Raw genomic sequence first — 23,064 nt, 5'->3', positions numbered from 1 at the left:
CTCCCTTCTTCCCGTGATCCCCGTCAGTCACCCGGGAAGTGACAGGCCACCTCGCGCGAGGCGGCGGGCCGCAGCGCCGGCCGTTCGGTGCGGCAGACCTCCTGCGCCTTGGGACAGCGCGGATGGAAGGAGCAGCCCGGGGGCGGGGCGGCCGGGCTCGGCGGGTCGCCGAGCAGCACGATCCGCTCGCGCCGCCGCTCAGCCGCCGGGTCGGGCAGCGGGACGGCGGACAGCAGCGCCCGGGTGTACGGGTGCTGCGGGTTCTCGTAGAGCGACCTCTTGTCCCCGATCTCGACGATCCGGCCGAGGTACATCACCGCGACCCGGTCGCTGACCCGCTTGACCACCGACAGGTCGTGCGCGATGAACACGTAGGCCAGGCCCAGTTCGGCGCGCAGCCGCTCCATCAGGTTGACGATCTGCGCCTGGACGGAGACGTCCAGCGCGGAGACCGGCTCGTCGGCGATCACCAGCCGGGGGCTGGTGGCGAGCGAGCGGGCGATGCCGATGCGCTGGGCCTGGCCGCCGGAGAACTCGTGCGGGTAGCGGTCGATGTGCTCGGGGATCAGCCCGGTCAGCTCCATCAGCTCGGCGGCCCGGCGCCGGGCGTCAGCCGCGCTCCAGCCCTGGACCAGCAGCGGGTCGGAGATGATCCGGGAGACCGTCTGGCGGGGGTTGAGGGAGGAGTGCGGGTCCTGGAAGACCATCTGGATGTTCCTGCGCAGGGGCCGCAGGGCGCTCTGGGAGAGCCTGCTGATGTCCCGGCCGTCGAACACGACGCTGCCCGAGGTCGGCTCCAGCAGCCGCACCAGCATCCGGCCGGTGGTGGACTTCCCGCAGCCGGACTCGCCGACCAGGCCGAGGGTCTGTCCGGCCTCCAGGTCGAACGAGACCCCGTCGACGGCCCGCACCGGCGCCGAGCGGCGCCCGGTCAGGGTGCGCTTGCCGGGGAAGGTCATCGTGAGGTCGCGGACGCTCAGCAGCGGCCCGGACGACGGCTCCCGCGGCTCCGCGACGGTCTGGGGGCGGGTGGCCGGGGCCGTCATCGGGACACCTCCGGGGCAGGGCCGGCGGCGGCGGGCACCGCACCGGCGAAGTGGCAGGCGGCCAGCCGGTCCGGCGAACCGTACGGGCGCAGGGCGGGCCGCTCGCCCGTGCAGCGGGCCGTGTCCCCGGCCGGGGCGGCTGCGGCCACCGCGCAGCGGGGGGCGAAGGCGCAGCCGGGCGCCGGGTTGAGCAGGGACGGCGGGGAGCCGGGGATGGACGGCAGCGGGACGTCGTCCGCGCTGTCGAGGCGGGGCAGGGAGTCGAGCAGGCCCCGGGTGTAGGGATGGGCGGGCTCGGCGAACAGGGCCTCCGCCGTGGCCTGTTCGGCGGCCCGGCCGCCGTACATGACCAGCACCTCGTGGGCGATCCGGGCCACCACCCCCAGATCGTGGGTGATCATCACGACGCCGAGGCCGCGCTCCTGCTGGAGGCGGGCGATCAGCTCCAGGATCTGCGCCTGGACGGTGACGTCCAGGGCGGTGGTGGGCTCGTCGGCGATGAGGAGGTCGGGCTCGCAGGCCAGGGCCATGGCGATCATCGCGCGCTGGCGCATGCCGCCGGAGAACTGGTGCGGGTACTCCCCGGCCCGGCGGGCCGGTTCGGGGATGCCGACCTCGCCCAGCATGTCGACCGCCCGCTTGCGGGCGGCGGCCCGTCCGGCCCGGAAGTGGACCCGGAAGTGCTCGGCGATCTGCTCGCCGACGGTGTAGTAGGGGTGCAGGCTGGACAGCGGGTCCTGGAAGATCATGGCGATCTTCCGGCCGCGGACCTTGGCGAGCTGCTTCTCGGGGAGTCCGGTGAGTTCCCGTCCGGCGAGCCGGACGGAGCCCGTGACCTCGGCGCCGGCCCGGTGCAGGCCCATGACGGCGAGGGAGGTGACGGACTTCCCGGAGCCTGACTCGCCGACGATGCCGAGGGTGCGTCCGGCCTCGACGGTGAAGCCGAGGGAGTCCACGGCCCGTACGGTGCCGCGCGGCGTGGTGAACGTGACGCCGAGGTCGCGGACTTCCAGGAGGGGGGCGGGGGCGGTCATCAGTACCTCACCCTCGGGTCGATGACGGCGTACAGGAGGTCGACGACGAGGTTCGCGACGACGATGAAGAAGGCGGCGAGCAGAGTGACCCCGAGGACCACCGGCTGGTCGGAGCTGACGAGGGCCCCGTAGAAGAGCCGCCCGATGCCGGGGAGCCCGAAGATGGACTCGGTGATCACGGCTCCGGCGAGCAGGCCGCCGAGGTCCATGCCGAAGATGGTGAGGATCGGGGTCATCCCGGAGCGCAGCCCGTGCTTGACGACGACGGTCCGCTCGGGCATGCCCTTGGCGCGGGCGGTGCGGATGTACGGCTCGGCCATCGCCTCGATCATCGAGCCGCGGCTCTGCCGGGCGTACATGGCGGCGTAGAGCAGGGCGAGCGCGGTCCAGGGCAGCAGCAGGTTGCCGGCCCAGCCGAGCGGGTCGGCGGTGAGCTCGTGGTAGCTGGGGTAGGGCAGCAGTCCGGCGATGCGGATCACCCCGTAGATGAGCATGACGGAGGTGAAGTAGACGGGCAGGGAGGCCGCGGCGACCGCGCCGACCATCAGCGCCTTGTCTGTGGCGGTGTCCTTGCGCAGGGCGGCGGTGACCCCGGCGCCCAGGCCGAGCAGCAGCCACAGCACGGCGGCGCCGAAGGCGAGGGAGGCGGAGACCGGGAGCCGGTCCATGAGCAGGTCCCAGACGGGCAGCGAGTTCTCGTACGAGTAGCCCAGGCAGGGGAAGTCGCACTGGACGGCGAACCGGCCGGTGCCGAGGGTGCGGCCGGTGAAGATGCCGGTGAGGAAGTGGGTGAACTGCTCCCACAGGGGCTGGTCGAGGCCGAGGTACTCCCGTACGTCGGCGAGCCGTTCGGGGCTGCAGGTCTTGCCGCAGGCCGCGGCTGCCGGGTCGGTGGGCAGGACGTAGAAGATGAGGAAGGTGACGGCGGCGATGGCCAGGAGCACGCCCGCCAGGGCGAGCAGTCGGCGCAGGAGGTAGAGGATCAACTGCGGCCGCCCCTCGGGTCGAGGATGTCGCGCAGGGCGTCGCCGAGGAGGGTGAAGGCGAGGACGGCGAGGAAGAGGAAGACGCTCGGGATGACGAAGTACATCGGGTCCGTCTCGTAGAAGGCCACGGACTCGGCGATCATCTGGCCCCAGGAGGGGGTGGGCGGGCGGACGCCGACGCCGAGGTAGCTGAGCGCGGCCTCGGTGCTGATCATGCCGGGGATCAGCAGCGTGGTGTAGGCGATGACGGGGCCGGAGACGCCGGGGAGGATGTCGCGGGTCAGGATCCGCCAGGCGCCGGATCCGCCCACGCGGGCGGCGTCGACGTACTCGCGGTGTTTGAGGGAGAGGGTCTGGCCGCGGACCACGCGGGCGACGCCGGGCCAGCCGAAGAGTCCGATGACGGAGGTCATCAGCACGATCCGGTTGACGTCCTTGGCCACCGACAGCATCGCGATCATGAAGATGAGCGAGGGGAAGGACATGGTGAGGTCCATGAGCCGGGACAGGACGGCGTCGGTGCGGCCGCCGAAGTAGCCGGCCGCGATGCCGGCGGCGGTGCCGGTGAGGACGACGATGGCGGTGGCGGCGAAGGCGATGAGGAGGGAGACCTGGGCGCCGTGGACGACGCGGGCGAACAGGTCGCGGCCGGTGACGGGTTCGACGCCGAGCCAGTGCTCGGGGCTGATCCCGCCGAAGGAGCCGAGCGGCTGGCCGGCGAGGTAGGGGTCGACGGCGGCCTTGTCGAACTCCTCGGGGGACCAGCCGCCGAGCGCGCCCAGCCAGGGGGCGGTCAGGGCCATCAGCACGAAGAGGAGCACGACGCCGAGGCTGACGCGGACGGCGGGGCGGCGGCGCAGTTCCCGCCGGGCGAGCTGCCAGGGGCTGCTGCCCGGGGGCAGGTCCGCGGCCCCGGCCGGGGCCGCGCCGGCGGCGGCGCCGGGTGCGGTGGTGGTCATGGTGTCTGCCGGTCCCGGATCCCTCAGCCCTGGCTCTTCGAGGGGTCCTTGAGGCCGACGGTCCCGTAGTCGATGGTGCCGGTCCACACGGGGTGGCCGTAGGCGCCGGCGATGTTGGGGCCGACGAGGAGCGGCTTGCGCTCCAGGAGGACCGGGATGGACGGGGCCTTCTTCATGATCTCGGCGTCGAGGTCGATCCAGGCCTGGTTGGCCTGCTTGGCATCGGCCATGGCGTTGATCTCGTCGATCCGCTTCGTGACGGCGTCGTCGCGGAACTGGGCGTAGTTGCCCTGGTTGCCCTTGTCCTTGATGGTGCGTCCGTCGAAGACGAAGGGGATCCAGGTGGAGCCGGAGGGGTAGTCGGGGCACCAGCCGGTGTAGGTCATGTCGGGGGTGGTGGAGAGGTCGCCGATGACGTCGTAGTAGGCGCCGGGGTCGACGGTGTCGATGACGACCTCGACGCCGGCCCGGGCCAGGCCCTGCTGGAGGGCCTCGGCCTTGGCCTTGTCCCCGGTGGAGACGGTGAGGGAGACCTTGAGGTGCTCCTTGCCGGCGGCCTTGAGGAGTTCCTTCGCCTTGGCGGGGTCGCCGGAGGCCGGGATCTTCAGGGTGTCGGCCTGCTTGCCGCCGGTGAGGGCCGGGGGCAGGTAGGCGGTGGCCACCTCGTTGAGGGCGGGGCCGCCGGCGGCGGTGATGACGGCGTCCTTGTCGACCGCGTACTGCATGGCCTCGCGGACCTTGGGGTCGTCGAAGGGGGCGCGGGAGTTGTTCAGATGGAGCATGGTCGTACAGCCCTGGGACTCGGCCAGCAGGCGGGCCTTGACGTCGGGCTTGGGCAGGACCTTCGGGGCGCTCTCGGGGCGCATGTTGAAGTACTCGACGGCGGAGGCGTCGGCGCCCTCCCCGGCGATGATGCGGTCGTCGATCTGGCCGCCCTTGAGGCCCATGACGACGACGAACCTGTCCGGGTAGGCCTTGCGGACGGAGTCGCTCTTCTGGTCCCAGTGCTCGTTGCGGACGAGGACGAGCTTCTTGTCGCGCTCGTACGACTCGATCTTGTACGGGCCGGAGGAGAACGGGCGGGCGTCGTACTGGGTGCCCTTCTCCTGGGACTGCGGGACCGGGGAGAAGGTGGGGAGGGTGGCGGTCTGGGAGAACTCGGCGACGGGGCGCTTGAGTTCGAAGACGATCGTGCGGTCGTCGGGGGTCTTGACCGAGTCGAGGTGCTGCCCCTGGAGGGGTCCCTTGTAGCCCTCGGTGCCGGCCAGGTACTGGGCGGCGTAGTCGGGGCCGCCGGTGAGGTCGGGGGCGAAGGAGCGCTCGACGTTGTACTTGACGTCCTGGGCCTTGACCGGGCTGCCGTCCTCGTACTTCAGCCCCTCTTTGAGGGTGAAGGTCCAGGTGCGGCCGCCGTTGGAGGGGGTGCCGAGGTCGGTGGCGAGGTCGGGGACGAGCTCGCTGCCGGCCTTGCCGGGCTCGGCCTTGAAGGTGACGAGGGTGCGGTAGAGCAGGCGGGTGCCGAAGTCCATGGCCGGCATGACCCAGTTCCGGGCGGGGTCGAGGTGGGAGAAGTCCTGGTTGGACAGGACGGTGAGGGTGCCGCCCTTCACGGGGGTGCCGCCGAGGGTCTTGCCCTCGTTGGCGGCGGCGGGGTTCGCGCCGCCCTTCCCCTCGGAGCCCTTCTTGGGGTCGGAGCAGCCCGAGGCGCCGAGTGCGAGCGTCGCCACCAGGGCGGTGGCGAGGGCGAGTTGCGTGCGCTTGGTCATGGGTCACTCCAGTGAAGGGCCGCGCTTTAGGGTGTGACCGGTAACATAGTAATGTGAAATTGTACTGACAACCCCCTGTCGCCGCCGTTATCCAGCCGTGTCCAAATCAGGTCTGTCGCACGGGAGTTGGCCCCGGGAGTCAGGCGCCCGGAACGCGCGGAAGCCGCCGGGTGATGACCCGGCGGCTCGCGCGCGTGGTGGGGACGGCCCCTAGAGGCCGGAGCCGAGGCCGCCGTGGGGGCGGCCCACCGGCTCGTCACGGCCCTGGGCCCACAGGGAACGGACGTGGCCGAGGTGGCGCTGCATGCACGCCTCGGCCGCCTCCGCGTCGCCGGTCAGCATCAGGTCCAGGAGCTCGATGTGCTCCTCGGCGGAGGAGACCAGCTTGCCTGCCTCGTCCAGGCCCGTCAGCCCGTACAGCCGGGAGCGCTTGCGCAGGTCGCCGACGGTCTCGACCAGGCGCTCGTTGCCCGCGAGGGCGAGGAGGCTGAGGTGGAAGCGGCGGTCGGCCTCCAGGTAGCCGATGAGGTTGTGCTCGCGGGCACTGCTGACGATCTCCTCGGCGATCGGGCGCAGCTCCTCGAGCTGCTCCCGCGTGGCCGTCCGGGTGATCCGGCCGATCGTCGGCACCTCGATCATGGTGCGCAGCTCGGTGTACTGGTCGAGGTCGCGCTCGCTGACCTCGGTGATCCGGAAGCCCTTGTTGCGGACGGGCTCGACCAGACCCTCGCGGGCCAGGTCCAGCATCGCCTCGCGCACGGGCGTGGCCGACACGCCGAGCTCGGCGGCGAGGCCGGGCGCCGAGTAGACGCTGCCGGGGCGCAGCTCGCCCGCTATCAGGGCGGCCCGGAGGGCATGGCCGACCTGGTCGCGCAGCCGCTCCTGGGCCTTGATGAGACTGTGCTGCTTCAGGTCACCCATTGCTCTTCCTCCGAGACCCCGCACACCACCGACGTGCGGAGGAACAGCGTACAATGTCACGTTTCGCTGTTCGCCCCGGTCGCGTGGTAGATCGCCACCGCTACGGCAAGATCTTCCCAGGCCATTCCCACACTCTTGAAGAGCTGTGGACAACTCGGCCTCGCCGCCACGGCGTTGCGTCCCGCGACCAGGTCGGACAGGGTGCCGTTGATATGACCGGGACCGATCGCCCCCTCGGCCTCCGGGATCAGCAGGTCCCCCGCCTCGCGCAGCGCCGCCGCCCTCGACTCCACGTACACCGCCGCGCGTCGCACGAGGGCGGTGTCCGTCTCCCGGGCGTCCGGCTCGTGCGAGCCGACGGCGACGACGACCGCCCCCGGGGCCACCAGCCGCCCGTCGAAGAGCGGCTCGCGGGCGGTGGTGCAGCACAGCACCAGGTCCGCCCCCTCCACGTCCCGCGCCGTGCCGGTGCGGGCCGGCACTCCGAGGGCCCGGGCGTGCGCCGCCAGCGCCCCGGCCCGGCCCGGGTCACGGGCCACCACCACCGCCTCCGCGAGCTCCCTCAGCTCCAGCACCGCTTCGAGGTGCCCGTACGCCTGTGGCCCCGACCCGAAGAGCACCAGCCGCAGCGGACGCCCCGGCCCGGTGAGGTGGCGCAGGGCGAGGACGGAGACCGCCGGGGTGCGCAGGGCGGTCAGGGCGGCGCCGTCCAGGAGGGCCAGCGGCCGCAGGGTGGGGCCGTCCAGGAGGAGGTAGCTGCCGGTGATCCGGGGCAGCCCGAGCGCCGGGTTGCCCGGGGCGACCCCGGCGATCTTCACTCCGGCGTACCCGCCCGACGCGGCCGGCATGAGCAGGAGCTCGCCCCCGGGCACGGGCACGCCGGTGCGCCCCGGGCAGGCCTCCGGGTCCAGTCCGGCGCGCAGCGCCCCGGCCAGGGCGTCGGCCGCCCCGGCTGTGGTGAGCGCCCCCGCCGTCCGTGCGGCGTCCAGCTGGAGGAGGGCCGTCACAGCAGGAAGCCCGCGCCGAGGGCGTCGTACGGGTCGGCGGTGAAGACGTGCTCCCCCGTGCGGTAGGCGGTGCCGGTGACCTCGGTGACCCCGTCGGCGAAGATCCGGCCGGTGAACACGGTGCCCGTCACCGACTCGTGCAGCAGGTCCTCCCCCGCCCCCAGCCGGCCGTCCTGCGCCAGCAGCGCGAGCCGGGCGGAGGTGCCGGAGCCGCAGGGCGAGCGGTCGATCTGCCCGTCGGCGAAGACGGTGACGTTGCGCTGGTGCGGCCCGAACGGGGTGTCGGGCAGCTCCTCGTGGAGGATCACCCCGTAGACGCCCGAGAGCAGCGGGCCGTCCGGGTGCCAGGTCGCCGGGTGCGTGGCGAGGGCGGCGCGGATCTCCCGTCCGGCCCGGACCAGTTCGGGCAGGGCGGCGCGGGTCACCTCCAGGCCGAGGTCGCGGGCGGAGACCGAGGCGTAGCAGGCCCCGGCGTGTGCGATGTCCACCTCGGCGACCCCCAGCGTGGTGGCCACCGGGACCTTGCGGGCGCCCACGCGGGCCGGGACGTTGCGGAAGGTGACCCCGGTGGTGCGGCCCTGGGCCCGGTGGACGGTGGCGGCGACCCGGCCCGAGGGGACGTCGACGCGCACCTGGACGTCCCCGTCGTCTGGGGCCGCGACCCGGCCGGAGTCCACGGCCCAGACGCCGAGCGCCATGGTGCCGTGGCCGCAGGCGGTGGAGTAGCCGTCCTTGTGCCAGAACAGCACCCCGAAGTGGGCCCCGTCGTCGTCCGGGGGCACCACGAAGCCGCCGTACATGCCGGCGTGGCCGCGCGGCTCCTGGACCAGGAGGCGCCGTACCTCGTCCAGCGGGCCGCGGCGCGGCGCGGTCCCCGAGCCTCCGGGGCCGATGGCCGTGGCGCAGCGCTCGGCGACGGTGTCACCGGGGACCGGGGGCAGTCCCTCCGCCACGATCCGGAAGGGCTCGCCGGCGGTGTGGTAGTCGGCCGTGCGGACGGTGGTCGGGGCGGTCACAGCAGGAACCCTCCGGGGAAGGGGTCGGACGGGTCGAGGAAGTACTGGGCGGTGCCGGTGATCCAGGCCCGGCCGGTGACCGTGGGGACGACGGCGGGGCGGCCGCCGACGGTGGTCCCGGCGACGAGGCGGCCGGTGAACTCGGTGCCGATGAAGGACTCGTTCACGAAGTCGGTGTCCAGCGGCAGCAGGCCGCGCGCGTGCAGCTGGGCCATGCGCGCACTGGTCCCCGTACCGCAGGGCGAGCGGTCGAACCAGCCCGGGTGGATGGCCATGGCGTGCCGGGAGCGGCGGGCGTCGGAGCCGGGGGCGGCGAGGTAGACGTGCTTGACGCCGGCGATCGCGGGGTCCTCGGGGTGGACGGGCCGGTCCGGGGAGGCGTTGACCGCGTCCATGACGGCGAGCCCGGCGGCGATCAGGTCCTCCTTGCGGGCCCGGTCGAAGGGCAGGCCCAGGGCGTCCAGTTCGACGAAGGCGTAGAAGTTCCCGCCGTAGGCGAGGTCGTAGGTGACGGTGCCGAAGCCGGGGACCTCGGCCTTCAGGTCGAGGCCGGCGCTGAAGGCGGGGACGTTGGTGAGGGTGACGGCGGTGGCGGCGCCGTCCTCCACCCGCACGTCCACGCTGACCAGCCCGGCGGGGGTGTCGAGCCGCACCGTGGTGACCGGCTCGACGACCGGGACCATGCCGGTCTCGACCAGGACCGTGGCCACCCCGATGGTGCCGTGCCCGCACATGGGCAGCAGGCCCGACACCTCGATGTAGAGCACGCCGAAGTCGGCGTCGGGCCGGGTGGGCGGCTGGAGGATGGCACCGCTCATCGCCGCGTGGCCGCGCGGCTCGTACATGAGCAGCGTGCGGACGTGGTCCAGGTGCTCCATGAAGTGGAGCCGCTTGTCCGCCATGGTGGCGCCGGGGATCACCCCGACTCCCCCGGTGATCACCCGGGTCGGCATGCCCTCGGTGTGGGAGTCCACCGCGTGGTAGACGTGGCGTGTGCGCATCAGGTCGCCCCTCCGGCCGGTCGCTGGTTCGTGCTGGGTGGCTGGGTAGCCGGGTGGCTAGTTCAGGCCCTCGGCGAGGGCCTTCTCGGTGGCGGCGCGCACGGCGGCCTCGGTCTCCCCGGTGAGCGGGAAGCGCGGGGGACGGGTGGCGCCGCCGGGGCGGCCGGCCAGGTCCATGGAGAGCTTGATGGCCTGGACGAACTCGGTCTTGGAGTCCCAGCGCAGCAGCGAGTGCAGGGACTTGTAGAGCGGCAGGGCGGTGGCGGTGTCTCCGGCGACGGCGGCCCGGTAGAGGGTGGCGCAGGAGCGGGGCAGGGCGTTGGGGTAGCCGGCGATCCACCCGACGGCGCCGGCCAGGGCCAGTTCGAGCAGGACGTCGTCGGCGCCGATGAGCAGGTCCAGGCCCGGGGCGAGTTCGGCGATCTCGTAGGCGCGGCGGACGTCCCCGCTGAACTCCTTGACGGCGACGATGCTGCCGTCGGCGTGCAGGCGCGCGAGGAGGGAGGGGACCAGGTCCACCTTGGTGTCGTACGGGTTGTTGTACGCGACCACCGGCAGTCCGGCCCCGGCGACCTCGGCGTAGTGGGCGCGTACGGTCTCCTCGTCGGCGCGGAAGGCGTTGGGGGGCAGGAGCAGGACGGAGCCCGCGCCGGCCTCGGCGGCCTGCTCGGCCCAGCGGCGGGCCTCGGCGCTGCCGTACGCCGCCACGCCGGGCATGACGCGGGCGCCGTCACCGGCGGCCTCGACGGCGGTGCGCACGACGCGGGCCCGCTCCTCGTCGGTGAGGGTCTGGTACTCGCCGAGGGAGCCGTTGGGGACGACGCCGTCGCAGCCGTTGGCGATCAGCCAGGCCACGTGCTCGGCGTAGGCGTCGTAGTCGACGGAGAGGTCCGCGCGCAGGGGCAGGGCGGTGGCGACCATGATGCCGTGCCAGGGGCGGGTGCGGGTGTCGGGGACGGTGGAGGGCGCGGGGGTGGGCGCGTCGGTCATGGAAGGACTCCCTAGTGTGGTGTGTGACATTTTACTAGTGGGCGTGGATCGGCCACAAGAGGCCGGACAGGGGTTGGTGGAGGGAAGCCGGCGGGCCGCCGCCCGCTCAGGCGCCCGGCGGGGCGGGCTCGGACGGGGGCAGGGCGGCGAGCTGGCGGAGCGGGACCGGGCAGGACAGCGGGCGCCGGTCCGGCGCCGGGGCCCCGCCGGCCAGGGCGGCCACCGCCGGGCCGCACATCCGGCCCTGGCACCAGCCCATCCCGGCCCGGGTGAGGAGTTTGACCGTACGGGCGTCCCGCGCCCCCAGCTCCTCGACCGCCTCGCGGATCCGGCCGGCCGGGACCTCCTCGCAGCGGCACACGTCGGTCTCCTCGCGCAGCCAGCCGGTCCAGCCCGGGCCGGGGCGGTGCGCGGCGGCCATCGCGCCGGCGAAGGCGCGCAGCCGGGCGCGGCGGCGGGTCAGGGCAACGGGCACCGGCCGGCCCGCGATCGCGTGGGCGGCGATCTCCCCCTCGGTCAGGGCCAGTTGCGCTCCGCCGATGCCCCCGGTCTCGCCGGCCGACCAGACGCCGGGGACGGAGGTCCGCTGGGCCGCGTCCAGTACGAGGGCGACCGTGCCGTCGGGGGCGGGGCGGGTGGCGCAGCCGAGGCCGGTGGCCAGTTCCAGCTGCGGCACCAGGCCGTGGCCCACGGCGAGGGCGTCGCAGGGGATCCGGCGGGAAGTGCCGGGCACCGGGCGCCAGTCCCGGCCGAGGCGGGCGAGGGTGACGGCCTCGACGCGGGTGGTGCCGTGCGCCTCGGTGACGGCGTGCCGGGTGAGCAGGCGGATGCCGTGGCGGAGCAGGGCGCCGCCGTACACGGCGCCTTCGGCGAGTTTGGCGGGGTTGCGGAGCAGGGCGCGGGCCTGCGGGGCGTACGCGGTGTACGAGGCGGCCTCGACGACGGCCGGGACGGTGGCCCCGGCGGCGGCGAGGGAGCCGGCCACCGCGAGGAGGAGCGGGCCGCTGCCGGCCACCACGACGCGGCGCCCGGGCAGGACGAGGCCGTCCTTCAGCATGGCCTGGGCCCCGCCGGCGCCGACCACCCCGGGGAGGGTCCAGCCGGGGAAGGGCAGCTGGCGTTCGTAGGCGCCGGTGGCGAGCAGGACGGCCCGCGCCCGGACGGCCGCCCGCGTCTCGTCGGGGGCGTGTCCGGCGACGGCGTGCAGCAGCCAGTGCCCGCCGTCCGGGACCACCGTCCACACGTGGTGCCGGGGCAGGTACGTGACGCGGCCCGCCGCCTCCTGGGCGCGCAGGGCGGCTTCGCGGGCGGCGAAGGCCCGCCAGTCGTGGTGCAGGGCCTCGGGGCGGGCGGCGCCGAGGGACGCCGCGGGGTGGCGGTAGTACTGGCCGCCCGGGCGGTCGGCGGTGTCGAGGAGGGTGACGCGCAGGCCGAGCCGCGCGGCGGTGACGGCGGCCGCGAGGCCGGCCGGACCGGCGCCGATGACGGCCAGGTCGGCGGGCCCGTCGGGGCCGGCCGGCCCGGCGAGGTCGGCAGGCCCGTCGAGGTCGGCAGGCCCGTCGAGGCCGGCGCGGTCAGAGGGCGAGGTCGGCATGGCCGGTGCCTTCCTGGGTGGTGACGGTGTCCCCGGGGCGGGCCGGGACGAGGCAGGCGCGCTGGTTGGGGCGGCCGTTGACGGTGACGAGGCAGTCGTAGCAGGCGCCGATCCCGCAGAAGGCGCCGCGAGGGGCGCCGCCCTCGCGGGTGGTGCGCCAGGAGAGGATCCCGGCCGCCCAGAGGACGGCGGCGATGGACTGCCCCTCCTGGGCAGGCAGTTCACGGCCGTCGAAGCCGATCGGGTACACGGCCGCCGGGGCGCCGCCGACCAGCTCGCGGGGGCTGCGCATCAGAAGGCTCCTCGGGGGGGGTGGGGACGTCGTCGGTGCGGGTGCTCACGACGCGAAGCGGTCCGGGCGGAAGGGGGCGGGCGGGACCGGCGGGGCGGTCTCCGTGAGGGCCGCCGCGATCAGCAGGCCGGTACCGGGGGCCAGTCCGATGCCCGCGCCCTCGTGGCCGCAGGCGTGGAGGAGGCCGGGCACCCGGGGGTCCGGGCCGATCGCCGGGAGGTGGTCGGGGAGGTAGGGGCGGAAGCCGTGGTAGGCGCGCATCACCTTGACGTCCGCCAGGACCGGGAAGAGGGCCGCGGCCTGGCCCGCCAGGCGGCGCAGGGCGTCCGTGGAGAGGGTGCGGTCGAAGCCAACCCGCTCGCGGGTGGCGCCGATCAGGACCGGGCCCGAGGGGGTGCCCTCGACCACCGCCGAGGACTGCAGGGCCGCCGAGTCGCTGGCCACGTCCGCGATGTAGTCGGCCGCGTAGACCTTGTGCCGGACCACCTGCGGGAGGGGTTCCGTCACCAGGACGAAGCCGCGGCGGGGCAGCACGGGCAGGACGGTCCCGGCGAGTTCGGCGATCCGGCCGCCCCAGGTGCCCGAGGCGTTGACCACCGCCGGGGCCCGCAGCGTCCGGCGGGAGGTGCGGACACCCGTGACCGTGCCCCGTTCCAGGAGGATTCCGGTGACCTCCTCGCCCAGGTGCACCGTGGCGCCCGAGGCCTTCAGCAGGCGGGCCGCCGCCAGGGCCGGCTGGACCTGGGCGTCCTGGGGGTAGTGGAAGCCGCCCGCCTGGCCCGGGGCGAGGTGCGGCTCCAGTTCGCGCAGGGCCGCCGGGTCCGCCTCGGCGCAGGCGACCCCGGCCGCCCGCTGGCCCTCCGCGAAGTGGCGCAGGGCCTTCAGGGTGGTCTCGTCGGGGGCCACCACCAGCCCGCCCTTGGGCTCGTACTCGACGGCTCCGGGGAGTTCGGCGGACAGCTCCCGCCAGAGGCGGGCTGAGAGGAGGGCCAGGTCGAGCTCGGGGCCCGCCTCCTTGTCGGAGACGAGCAGGTTGCCCTCGCCCGCGCCGGTGGTGCCGCCGGCCACGGGGCCCCGGTCCACCACCGTCACGGAGAGACCGGAGCGGCTCGCGTAGTACGCGCACGCGGCCCCGACGACGCCGGCGCCGATGATCACGACGTCCATGTCAGTAATATGTCACATTCTTTTGGTGGTGCCTAGGGTCGCCCGGGCCGGTTCCGCCCCCCGCGGAACCGGAACCGGCCCGGGCGGGCGGGTCAGCTGCGGAGGGGACCCTCACAGCTGTAGGAGGAGGTGCCCGCGGCCTTGTTGTCCCAGATCTCCAGCGGCCCGAAGGAGCAGTTCATGTCCGCCAGGTTGTTGGAGGCCGCGCCCGCCCGGTCGAGCAGGAAGTAGTCGACCGTCTCGGACATGTCCTTGAAGTTCTGGTCGTCGCTGCGCCAGTTCTTCAGGTTCGCGGTGATCCGGCCCGTACAGGTGAAGCGGCGCTTGCCGGGGTCGCCGTTCTCCACGCAGTCCGGGGTGTTGTAGGTCGCCGAGGCGAAGGAGGACTTCACCGAGGCGAGGGCGGAGTCGCGCAGCTGGTCGTTGGCCGTGAAGGTGGTGTTCGGGACGTAGAGCTGGTCCACCTTGGCGATCTGGGCGTCCAGGAAGCGGTTGTAGTCGCGCTGGAGGTAGGTGTCGGCGCCCATGCGGTGGCGCCAGGCGTCGAAGCCGGCGACGTCGTTCGCGCGCAGGTAGCCGTACATCTCGCGCAGCAGCGAGGGCTTCTCGGTCCAGAGGAACTCGAAGAAGGTGCCCGCGTAGTTGTAGAAGCGGAAGCCGTCGCCGTCGTACGTGGCGTGCAGGAGCTGGTCGACGCTCATGCGCGGGCCGCCGCCGGCGGTGTCGTTGATGATGCCCCGGACCAGGGACTTGCGGACGGCGATGCCGTTGTCGCGGGTGGAGCCGTCGAAGAACTCGGCGGTGCCCTCGTCCATGGCGGTGGTGCGGTCGCCCTGGTACCAGTCGCCCTGGCCGAAGAAGCCGGGGACGGCGAAGCGGCCGTTGAGGTAGTGCGTGTACTCGTGGCGGAAGAGCTCTTCCAGGGTGAGGGAGGAGTCCTGCGGGACGCGGCGCTGGTAGGTGTAGAAGGTGGCGCCGTTCTCGATGTAGATGCCGCCGTTGTTGGTGCCGTACCCGGTCAGGATCGGGTGGTAGTTCTCGTAGTCGGCGCGCGAGGCGTAGAGCACGATGTTCAGCGTGCTGTTGGGGTCCCCGGCGAGCGGCTGGTCGGTGCCCAGGACGCGGTGGAACTGGGTCTTGACCTGCTTGCTCGCGTAGTAGAGCTGGTCGACGGTGGCCCGGTCGAGGGCGGTGCGGACCTTGATGCCGCCGTTGTCGTAGGTGTAGGTGTTCGGGAAGAGCTGCTTCTCGATGTCCTCCTTGCACACCCCGTACGGCTTGCAGGCCTCGTAGAAGTTGAGCCAGGAGACCAGCTTGGCCCACTGCTCGCTGCCGTTGCCCCAGGTGGACTTGACCGGTTCGAGGAGGGCGCCGAGGTCGGCCGTGATCTGGTCCTTGAGGCCGTCGACCTGGCCGAAGCGGCCGTACTCGCCGAGGGCGTCGCGGGCGGCCCAGGCATTGGCGCCGCCCTTGAGGTGGCCGTAGCCGGCGAAGGCCTTGAAGAGGGCGCGGTAGGCCGGGTCCGCCTTGACCGCGGCCTGGAAGGCGGCGTCGTTGTTGCCCGGGTAGACGCCCAGGTAGTTGACGGAGAGGGCCGCGAGGGCGGCGCCGCCCCAGGCGGCGTCCTGGCTGGTGGCCGGGTGGGAGGCGTCCAGGGTGGCCAGAACCTTCTTGATCAGGCCGAGCTGGTGCTGGCGCAGGCCGGGGGCGCTGCCCGCGTAGAGGGCCTCGCGCAGGGTGCGGGCGTTGGAGGGCGTGACGTCGAAGGTGTGGGCGGCGCCCGCGAAGTCGGCGATGGCCTGGCGCATGGCGTCGACGGTGGGGGCGTCGGTGACGTCGATCTCGGTGCGCGAGTAGTCGTGGTACGCCACGGCGTGCAGGTAGGTGAACATCTCCTCCAGGTGGGAGGAGTCGCGGCCGTCGTGGGCGGCGGCCAGGCGGGATATCCGGCGGGAGACGGCCTGGACGTGGGCGTCGGACATGACGGGCGCCAGGCGCGCGTCCCAGGTCCATATGAGGCCGCGCAGGCAGCCGTCGGCGGTGACGGCCGGGTCGGCGAGGAAGTCGGCGAACTGCTCCGGGCCGAGGCCGGTGATCCCGTCAAGGGTGCAGGGGACGCCCGCGGCGAGGCTCTTCGCGGTGGGGGCGGCCTGGGCGGTGGCCGTCTTGCGGCTCTTGTCGGCGGCGGGGGCCGGGTCGGCGGCGCCGGGCACCCGGTTGTCGGCCACGGACTTGCCGCCGGGGGCCGGGGCGGGCGCCGGGGCGAGCTGCCGGGCGTCGGCCAGGCGGTCGACCTCGTCGAAGGGGTTCGGCGCGGCGGCCGGGCCGGCGGCGAAGGCGGCGGGCGCGGACGCGGCGGGCCTGGCGGCGGGGGTGCCCCGCTCCGCGGCCTGGGCCACCGCCTGCCCGGCGGTGGCGAGGAGGGTGACCGTGACGGCGGCGGAGAGGAGAGACGTACACACAGCTCTGTGCTGGGACACCTTGATGCTCCTGTGGGAAGGGAGGTGGGGGAGTGGTGCGTGAACTGCCCTGCTTCACACGGCGTTTGACGGGGATTAATGTGCCGCGGTGTGAGCTGTAACATAGTAATGTGAAATTGCACTGGCAAGACCTGTGCGCCCCCCAGTTCAGTCCTTCTTGAGGGAGCCTCCGTGACCGACACCCCCTCCCGCCTGAACACCGGCAGCCACGACCTGCCGGTATCAGCCGAGTTGTCCCGCTTCATGGCGGGCGGCTGGGCACCCTCGCCGCTGCCGGCCGGCTCCCGGGTCACCGCGTACGAGGTCACGCCCGCCCGCCGCGCCCAGCTCTCGGCCCGCTTCCCGGGCGAGCGGCTGATCGTCCCGGCCGGCGAACTGAGGGTCCGGTCCAACGACTGCGACTTCCGCTTCCGCCCGCACAGCGCGTACGCCTGGCTCACCGGCCTGACGGGCGAGGACCAGGTGGGCCACGTGCTGGTCCTGGAGCCCGCCGGCCCGCACGGCCACGAGCCCGTCCTCTACCTGCGCCCCCGCTCCGACCGCGCCGACGGCACCGAGGAGTTCTACCGGGACCGCCGCTACGGCGAGTTCTGGGTGGGCCGCCGCCCCGACCTCACCGAAGCCGAACGGCTCACCGGCCTGCGCTGCGCCCACCTCGACACACTCGGCTCCCCCACCGGCCGCAACGCCGCCACCGACCCCGAACTGGCCGCCGCCCTCTCGGAGCTGCGCCTCGTCAAGGACGCCTGGGAGGTCGACCAGCTCCAGCTCGCCGTCGACCACACCACCGCCGGGTTCGAGGACGCCGTACGGGCCCTGCCCCGCGCCCTGGCCCACCCGCGCGGCGAACGCTGGATCGAGGGGGTCTTCAACCTGCGGGCCCGCGCCGAGGGCAACGGGCTGGGCTACGAGACCATCGCCGCCTCCGGCGCGCACGCCTGCGTGCTGCACTGGATCCGCAACGACGGCCGGCTGAACCGGGACGAACTCCTGCTGCTGGACGCGGGCGTGGAGACCGACAGCCTCTACACCGCCGACATCACCCGCACCCTGCCCTTGTCCGGACGCTTCTCCCCGGTCCAGAAGCAGGTCTACGAGCTGGTGCTCGCCGCGCAGGAGGCGGGCATCGCCGCCCTGCGGCCCGGCGCGCGCTTCCGGGACTTCCACCGGGCGGGCATGCGCGTCATCTCCGAGGGCCTCGCCGAATGGGGGGTGCTGAAGGACGCCGAGGGCGACCTGCACCGGCGCTACACCCTGTGCAGCAGCGGCCACATGCTCGGCCTCGACGTCCACGACTGCGCCCGGGCGCGCGCCGACGCCTACCTGGACGGCGTGCTGGAGGAGGGCCAGGTCCTCACCGTCGAACCGGGCCTCTACCTCCAGCCGGACGACGAGACCCTCCCCGCCGAACTGCGCGGCATGGGCGTGCGCATCGAGGACGACCTCGTCATCACCGCCGACGGGGCCCGCCTGATGTCCGGGGCCCTGCCGCGCACGGTGGCCGGCATCGAGGAGTGGATGGGCACCCTCCTCGACTCCGCCTCCTAGGCCGGCACGGCGCTACGGCAGCACCGCGGTCCCGTCCAGCTCCAGGAGGGCCTCGGTGTCCCAGAGGCGGACCACGCCGATCACGGCCATCGCCGGATAGTCGCGGCCCGCCAGCCGGTGCCAGATCCGGCCCAGCTCGGGGGCGTGGGCGCGGTAGTCCTCCACGTCCACCGCGTACACCGTCACCCGGGCCAGGTCCGAGGGGACGCCGCCGGCCGCCGCCAGGGCCGTCAGCAGGTTGGCCAGGGCGCGCTCGAACTGCTCCGGCAGGGTCCGCCCCACCACCTTGCCGGCCCCGTCCAGCGCGGTCTGGCCGGCCAGGAACACCAGCCGGCCCCCGGTGGCGGTGACGGCGTGGGAGAAGCCCGTCGCCGGGGACAGTTCCGGCGGGTTGATCCGGTGCGGGCCCGGACGGCCGGCGCTCACCGGGCCACCACCCCCCGGTACAGCTCCTTCGCGATGATCCCGCGCTGCACCTCGCTCGCCCCCTCGTAGATCCTGGGCGCCCGCACCTCCCGGTACAGGTGCTCCAGCAGGTGCCCGCGCCGCAGGGCGGCCGCCCCGTGCAGCTGGACGGCGTGGTCGACCACGTACTGGGCCGTCTCCGTCGCGAGGAGCTTGGCCATCGCCGCCCGGCGGGGCACGTCCGGGGCCCCGGCGTCGTACGCGCCGGCCGCCGCGTACACCAGCAGCCGGGCGGCCTCGGTACGGGTGGCCATCTCCGCCACCCGGTGCGCGACCGTCTGGAGGTCGGCCAGCACCCCGCCGAAGGCGCCGCGGCCGGCGGTGTGCGCCAGCGTGGCGTCCAGCGCGGCCCGCGCCATGCCGACCGCGAAGGCCCCCACGCTCGGCCGGAAGAGGTTCAGCGTCTCCATCGCCACCCGGAACCCCTGACCCGGCTCGCCCAGGACGTCCTCCCGGCCGACCGGCACCCCGTCGAAGGCCAGTGAGCCGATCGGGTGCGGCGAGAGCATGTCGAGCGGCTCGCCGGTCAGTCCCGGCCGGTCCGCCGGGACCAGGAAGGCGGTGATGCCCTTCGCTCCGGGCGCCTCACCCGTCCGGGCGAAAACGGTGTAGAAGTCGGCCTCGGGAGCGTTGGAGATCCAGCACTTGGCCCCCTCCAGCCGCCAGCCCGGCCCGTCCGGCGCCGCCGCCAGGGCCAGGGCCGCCGCGTCCGAGCCCGCCCCCGGCTCGCTCAGCGCGAACGCCGCCACCAGCCTCCCCGCGCGCACCCCCGGCAGCCACCGCTCCCGCTGGGCCGCACTGCCCGACCGAAGCACCGGATGGCCCCCCAGGCCCTGGAGGGCCAGGGCCGTCTCCGCCTCGGTGCACCCGTAGGCGAGGGACTCCCGCAGCAGGCACAGCTCCAGCGCGCCGGAGCCGAAGACCCGCTCCAGCAGACCCTGTTCCCCCAGCTCCGCCAGGAGCGGCCGGTTCACCCGGCCGGGCTCGCCCTTCTCGGCGAGCGGCCTCAGCCGCCGCTCCGCCAGGGCGCGCAACCGCGCGCACCACTCCTCGTGTTCCACTCCGAGCGCGAATCCGGCCATCCGAAGGCCCCCAAGTCCCGTCGTGTTCCTCTATCGCGTCCTGTTGACTGCCGTCACCATCACGATACGCTCTGGACAGATCAGCACGGCCGGCTCCACCCCAATCCGGACGTCGCAAGGGGGCGAACCCGCCATGGAGCTCAAGCCTTCCGCCCACACCGACACCTTCGCGCGAGACAACCTGCCGCCGGCCGACGCCTGGCCGCAGCTCCTCTTCGAGCTGCCCGAACTGGCCTATCCGGACCGGCTGAACTGCGGCGCCGAACTGCTCGACGCCACCATCGGCCGGTTCGGCCCGGACCGGCCCGCCTTCCGCAGCGGCTCGGGCGAGGTCTGGTCGTACGGGGAGCTGCGCGAGCGCGTCGACCGCCTCGCCCACACCCTCACCGTCGACCTGGGCGTCGTCCCCGGCAACCGGGTGCTGCTGCGCGGCCCCACCGGGCCCTGGCTCGCCGCCTGCTGGCTGGCCGTGATGAAGGCGGGAGCGGTGGCCGTCACCGTCCTGGCCCAGCAGCGCGCCCAGGAGCTGGCCACGGTGTGCGCCATGGCCCGCGTCCGGCACGCCCTCTGCCACACCGACGCCCTCGACGACCTGGCCAGGGCCGAGGTGCCCGGACTGCGGATCACCCCCTTCGGCGGGGACTCCCCCGACGACCTGCTGCGGCTGGCCGAGGCCCACCACGCCCCCTACCCCGCCGTCGAGACCTCCGCCGACGACGTCGCCCTCATCGCCTTCACCTCCGGCACCACCGGCCGCCCCAAGGGCTGCATGCACTTCCACCGCGACCTCCTCGCCGTCGCCGACACCTTCTCCCGTACCGTCCTCAGACCCCGCCCCGACGACGTGTTCGCCGGCAGTCCGCCCCTCGGGTTCACCTTCGGCCTCGGCGGACTCGTCGTCTTCCCCCTGCGGGCGGGGGCCTGCGCCCTGCTGCTGGAGGAGGCCGCGCCCCGCCGGCTGCTGCCCGCCCTCACGGAACACCGGGTCACCGTCCTGTTCACCGCCCCCACCGCCTACCGCTCGATGCTGGACACCCTGGGCCCCTACGACACGGGCGCCTACGACCTGTCCGCGCTGCGCCGCTGCGTCTCCGCAGGCGAGAACCTGCCCGCCGCCACCTGGCAGGCCTGGTACGAGCGCACCGGCCTGCGGATCATCAACGGCATCGGGGCCACCGAGCTGCTGCACATCTTCATCTCCGCCGCCGACGAGGACATCCGCCCCGGCACCACCGGCCGGGCGGTCCCCGGCTGGCAGGCCCGCGTGGTGGACCCCTCCGGCCGGCCCGTGCCGGACAACGAGCCCGGACTCCTGGCCGTACGCGGACCCGTCGGCTGCCGCTACCTGGCCGACCCCCGCCAGGGCGAGTACGTACGGGACGGCTGGAACCTGACCGGCGACACCTACGTCCGCGACCCCGACGGTTACTTCCGCTACGTCGCCCGCGCCGACGACATGATCATCTCCTCGGGCTACAACATCGCGGGCCCGGAGGTGGAGGAGGCGCTGCTGCGCCACCCCGACGTGGCGGAGGTCGCGGTCGTGGGCCGCCCGGACGAACGCCGGGGGCAGGTGGTGGTCGCCTACACCGTGCCGCGCGACGGGGCCGTGCTCACGGAGGAGGAGCTGCGGACCTTCATGAAGGGGGAGCTGGCCCCCCACAAGTGCCCGCGCTCCTTCGTCTTCCTGCCCGCGCTGCCGCGTACCCCCACGGGGAAGCTTCAGCGGTTCCGGCTGCGCGATCTAGAGTGAACCCGTGGTCGAGCAGCACACTCCGCGATCCCTGATCGTCACGTTCTACGGAGCCTACGGGCGGTCCTTCGACGGCGCCGTCCCGGTGTCCGCGCTGGTCCGCCTGCTGGGCGCGGCCGGCGTCGACGCGCCCTCCGTCCGCTCCTCGGTGTCCCGGCTCAAGCGGCGCGGCTTCCTGGTGCCCGCGAAGGCCCCGGACGGCTCCGCCGGCTACGAGCCCTCCGAGGAGGCCCGGCTGCTGCTGGAGGACGGCGACCGGCGGATCTACGGAGCCGTACCCGTCTCTCCGGAGTGGCTGGTCGCCGTCTTCTCCGTCCCCGAGCAGGAGCGCAACAAGCGGCACCTGCTGCGCTCGCGCCTGGCCCGGCTGGGGTTCGGGGCCGTGGCACCGGGGGTGTGGATCGCGCCGGCCCAGCTGGCCGAGGAGACGGAACACACCCTGGACCGGCTGCACCTGACCGCCTACGTCGAACTCTTCCGCGGCGCCCACCTCGGCTTCGCCCCGACGGCCGAGGCGGTGGCCCGCTGGTGGGACCTGGCCGCCCTCGCCAAGCAGCACGAGGAATTCCTCGACCTGCACGAACCGGCGCTGCGCGCCCTCCAGTCGGGCCCCGAGCCCTCCCCCGAGGCCGCCTACCGCACCTACCTGACCGCCCTGGACAGCTGGCGGCGCCTGCCCTACGCCGACCCCGGGCTGCCGCGGGAGCTGCTCCCGGCGGACTGGCCCGGCGACCGGGCCGCGGCGGTCTTCGCCGAGCTGCACGCCCGGCTGCGCGACGCGGGCGCCCGCTTCGTCCAGCCGTAGCCGGGCGGCGCCCGCGACCCGGGCGGTGACCTCGTATCCGTCCATGACTCCCCCTCCTCCGACGGCCCCGCCACCACGGCGGGGCCTCCGTCCTGCTCGCACGCGCTGCTCGCAGGTCCTGCTCGCACTCCCAAGATCCCAGCGGCGCCCGCCCCGCCCCTCCCCCGCGCGGGGGTACCGTCTCCCCCGCCCGGGGGAGCGCCCGCGGCGCCCTTCGCGCCCCCGTGGGAAACGCCCCCGGAAAACCCGGTGCGGCCCCCCTCCCGGCCCCGTCACGATGGAACATGACCTGGACCTTCAGCACTGATCTGGCGGCCTGGCTGACCGCCGCGCGCCCTGCCGTGGCAGCGCACCCCGTCGTCAACACGACCCTGCTGAGCGTCATCGACGCCCTGGAGCGGCGCGGCCCCCACGCCTACGGCGACTCCGAACCCGTCTTCGGCTGGTGGACCGGCCCGGACGGCACGGTCGGCGGGGCCGTCCTGCACACCCCGCCGTTCCCGCTGCTGCTCGGCGTCCTGCCCGCCGAGGCGGTCCGGGCCCTGGGCGGCGCGCTCTCGGCGGATCCCCTGCTCGCCCGCGTCACGAAGTTCAACGCCCGCCGCGCCGACGCGCAGGCCCTGGCGCAGGCGTGGGGTGCGCCGACCCGCGTCGCCGAGGAGCTCCGCCTGTATCGCCTGGGCACCCTGAAGGCCCCCGACCCGGCTCCCGAGGGCCGGGCCCGGCGCGCCGGCGAGGCCGACCTGCCGCTGCTGACCCGCTGGACCGCGGAGTTCAGCCGGGAGTGCGGCCTCCCCGTCACCCCCTCCGAGGCCTCCCTGCGCGACCGGATCTCGTACGGCGGATGCGTCATCTGGGAGCACGACGGCGGACCGGTGTCCCTGGCCGCGTTCTTCCGCCCGATCGGCTCCGCCTCCCGCATCGGCCCCGTCTACACTCCGCCGGCCGAGCGGCGTCGCGGTTACGCCGCCGGGGTGACGCACGCCGCGAGCGAGGCGGCGCAGGCGGCCGGGGCCACCGAGGTGCTGCTCTTCACCGACCTGGCCAACCCCACCAGCAACAGCGTCTACCGGCGCCTCGGCTTCGTCCCCGTCGAGGACCGCGTGGAGCTGGTCCGCCACTGAGACGGCGGAGGGGAGCCGCCCGGGCCCG

20 protein-coding genes are annotated in these 23,064 nt (G+C 74.0%); 4 read left to right on the top strand and 16 right to left on the bottom strand.

Annotated elements, in window-relative coordinates:
• Window positions 1–23 precede the first annotated feature (23 nt).
• The 14 genes from ABT403_RS09980 to ABT403_RS09915 form a co-directional block, all read right to left on the bottom strand.
• Window positions 24–1,046, bottom strand: a complete 1,023-nt coding sequence (locus ABT403_RS09980) for an ABC transporter ATP-binding protein (protein WP_344166179.1) — start codon at window positions 1,044–1,046, stop codon at window positions 24–26.
• On the bottom strand, window positions 1,043–2,080 hold the full coding sequence (locus tag ABT403_RS09975; protein WP_344166178.1) for an ABC transporter ATP-binding protein: 1,038 nt from the start codon (window positions 2,078–2,080) through the stop codon (window positions 1,043–1,045). Before ABT403_RS09975 ends, ABT403_RS09980 begins: the two co-directional genes overlap by 4 nt.
• Window positions 2,080–3,066 (bottom strand): ABC transporter permease, encoded by a 987-nt coding sequence (locus ABT403_RS09970; RefSeq protein ID WP_344166177.1) that lies wholly within the window; start codon window positions 3,064–3,066, stop codon window positions 2,080–2,082. The genes ABT403_RS09975 and ABT403_RS09970 overlap by 1 nt, the downstream gene beginning before the upstream one ends.
• Window positions 3,063–4,025 (bottom strand): ABC transporter permease, encoded by a 963-nt coding sequence (locus ABT403_RS09965; RefSeq protein ID WP_344166176.1) that lies wholly within the window; start codon window positions 4,023–4,025, stop codon window positions 3,063–3,065. Before ABT403_RS09965 ends, ABT403_RS09970 begins: the two co-directional genes overlap by 4 nt.
• Window positions 4,026–4,048: 23 nt before the next feature.
• Window positions 4,049–5,791 carry an ABC transporter substrate-binding protein gene (locus tag ABT403_RS09960; RefSeq protein WP_344166175.1) on the bottom strand — a complete coding sequence of 581 codons (1,743 nt, stop codon included), beginning with the start codon at window positions 5,789–5,791 and terminating at the stop codon, window positions 4,049–4,051.
• A gap of 210 nt (window positions 5,792–6,001) precedes the next feature.
• On the bottom strand, window positions 6,002–6,712 hold the full coding sequence (locus ABT403_RS09955; protein ID WP_344166174.1) for a GntR family transcriptional regulator: 711 nt from the start codon (window positions 6,710–6,712) through the stop codon (window positions 6,002–6,004).
• A 56-nt stretch (window positions 6,713–6,768) separates the two neighbouring features.
• A complete protein-coding gene (locus ABT403_RS09950; protein WP_344166173.1) occupies window positions 6,769–7,719 on the bottom strand; it encodes an ornithine cyclodeaminase family protein in 951 nt (316 codons plus the stop codon).
• Window positions 7,716–8,735: a proline racemase family protein gene (locus ABT403_RS09945; protein WP_344166172.1), complete on the bottom strand. Its 1,020-nt coding sequence runs from the start codon at window positions 8,733–8,735 to the stop codon at window positions 7,716–7,718. Before ABT403_RS09945 ends, ABT403_RS09950 begins: the two co-directional genes overlap by 4 nt.
• The gene (locus ABT403_RS09940) at window positions 8,732–9,736 is read right to left on the bottom strand and encodes a proline racemase family protein (RefSeq protein ID WP_344166171.1); all 1,005 of its coding nucleotides are present in this window, start codon (window positions 9,734–9,736) and stop codon (window positions 8,732–8,734) included. The genes ABT403_RS09945 and ABT403_RS09940 overlap by 4 nt, the downstream gene beginning before the upstream one ends.
• A 57-nt stretch (window positions 9,737–9,793) precedes the next feature.
• Window positions 9,794–10,726 (bottom strand): dihydrodipicolinate synthase family protein, encoded by a 933-nt coding sequence (locus tag ABT403_RS09935; RefSeq protein WP_344166170.1) that lies wholly within the window; start codon window positions 10,724–10,726, stop codon window positions 9,794–9,796.
• 106 nt (window positions 10,727–10,832) lie between these two features.
• Window positions 10,833–12,320 (bottom strand): FAD-dependent oxidoreductase, encoded by a 1,488-nt coding sequence (locus tag ABT403_RS09930; RefSeq protein ID WP_344166169.1) that lies wholly within the window; start codon window positions 12,318–12,320, stop codon window positions 10,833–10,835.
• Window positions 12,301–12,612, bottom strand: a complete 312-nt coding sequence (locus tag ABT403_RS09925; protein ID WP_425580283.1) for a (2Fe-2S)-binding protein — start codon at window positions 12,610–12,612, stop codon at window positions 12,301–12,303. Before ABT403_RS09925 ends, ABT403_RS09930 begins: the two co-directional genes overlap by 20 nt.
• 45 nt (window positions 12,613–12,657) lie before the next feature.
• Complete coding sequence (locus ABT403_RS09920; RefSeq protein WP_344166168.1) at window positions 12,658–13,779, bottom strand: NAD(P)/FAD-dependent oxidoreductase; 1,122 nt, start codon at window positions 13,777–13,779, stop codon at window positions 12,658–12,660.
• Window positions 13,780–13,871: 92 nt separating this feature from the next.
• The gene (locus ABT403_RS09915; protein ID WP_344166167.1) at window positions 13,872–16,259 is read right to left on the bottom strand and encodes a collagenase; all 2,388 of its coding nucleotides are present in this window, start codon (window positions 16,257–16,259) and stop codon (window positions 13,872–13,874) included.
• Between the two features lie 171 nt (window positions 16,260–16,430).
• Between ABT403_RS09915 and ABT403_RS09910 the strand changes: the two genes are divergently transcribed.
• Window positions 16,431–17,807 carry an aminopeptidase P family protein gene (locus ABT403_RS09910; RefSeq protein WP_344166166.1) on the top strand — a complete coding sequence of 459 codons (1,377 nt, stop codon included), beginning with the start codon at window positions 16,431–16,433 and terminating at the stop codon, window positions 17,805–17,807.
• Window positions 17,808–17,819: 12 nt separating this feature from the next.
• Here ABT403_RS09910 and ABT403_RS09905 read toward each other — a convergent pair whose 3' ends face one another.
• Together ABT403_RS09905 and ABT403_RS09900 are read right to left on the bottom strand one after the other, a co-directional pair.
• A complete protein-coding gene (locus ABT403_RS09905; protein ID WP_344166165.1) occupies window positions 17,820–18,233 on the bottom strand; it encodes a RidA family protein in 414 nt (137 codons plus the stop codon).
• Window positions 18,230–19,354: an acyl-CoA dehydrogenase family protein gene (locus ABT403_RS09900; protein ID WP_344166164.1), complete on the bottom strand. Its 1,125-nt coding sequence runs from the start codon at window positions 19,352–19,354 to the stop codon at window positions 18,230–18,232. Before ABT403_RS09900 ends, ABT403_RS09905 begins: the two co-directional genes overlap by 4 nt.
• Before the next feature lie 133 nt (window positions 19,355–19,487).
• Here ABT403_RS09900 and ABT403_RS09895 point away from each other — a divergent pair, with 133 nt between their 5' ends.
• The 3 genes from ABT403_RS09895 (at window position 19,488) to ABT403_RS09885 (ending at window position 23,036) form a co-directional block, all read left to right on the top strand.
• Window positions 19,488–21,107, top strand: coding sequence for an AMP-binding protein (locus ABT403_RS09895; protein ID WP_344166163.1), 1,620 nt, complete (start codon window positions 19,488–19,490; stop codon window positions 21,105–21,107).
• 4 nt (window positions 21,108–21,111) lie between these two features.
• Window positions 21,112–21,912 (top strand): PaaX family transcriptional regulator, encoded by an 801-nt coding sequence (locus ABT403_RS09890; RefSeq protein WP_344166162.1) that lies wholly within the window; start codon window positions 21,112–21,114, stop codon window positions 21,910–21,912.
• A 284-nt stretch (window positions 21,913–22,196) separates the two neighbouring features.
• Complete coding sequence (locus ABT403_RS09885) at window positions 22,197–23,036, top strand: GNAT family N-acetyltransferase (protein ID WP_344166161.1); 840 nt, start codon at window positions 22,197–22,199, stop codon at window positions 23,034–23,036.
• The last annotated feature ends 28 nt before the right edge of the window (window positions 23,037–23,064 follow it).

Origin of the sequence: Streptomyces sp. NPDC000075, from assembly GCF_040301925.1 — a bacterium.
In the GTDB taxonomy this organism is placed as follows: domain Bacteria; phylum Actinomycetota; class Actinomycetes; order Streptomycetales; family Streptomycetaceae; genus Streptomyces; species Streptomyces polychromogenes.
Note: the sequence above shows the minus strand (reverse complement) of the source record. Positions and strands in the feature narration are given on the sequence as shown.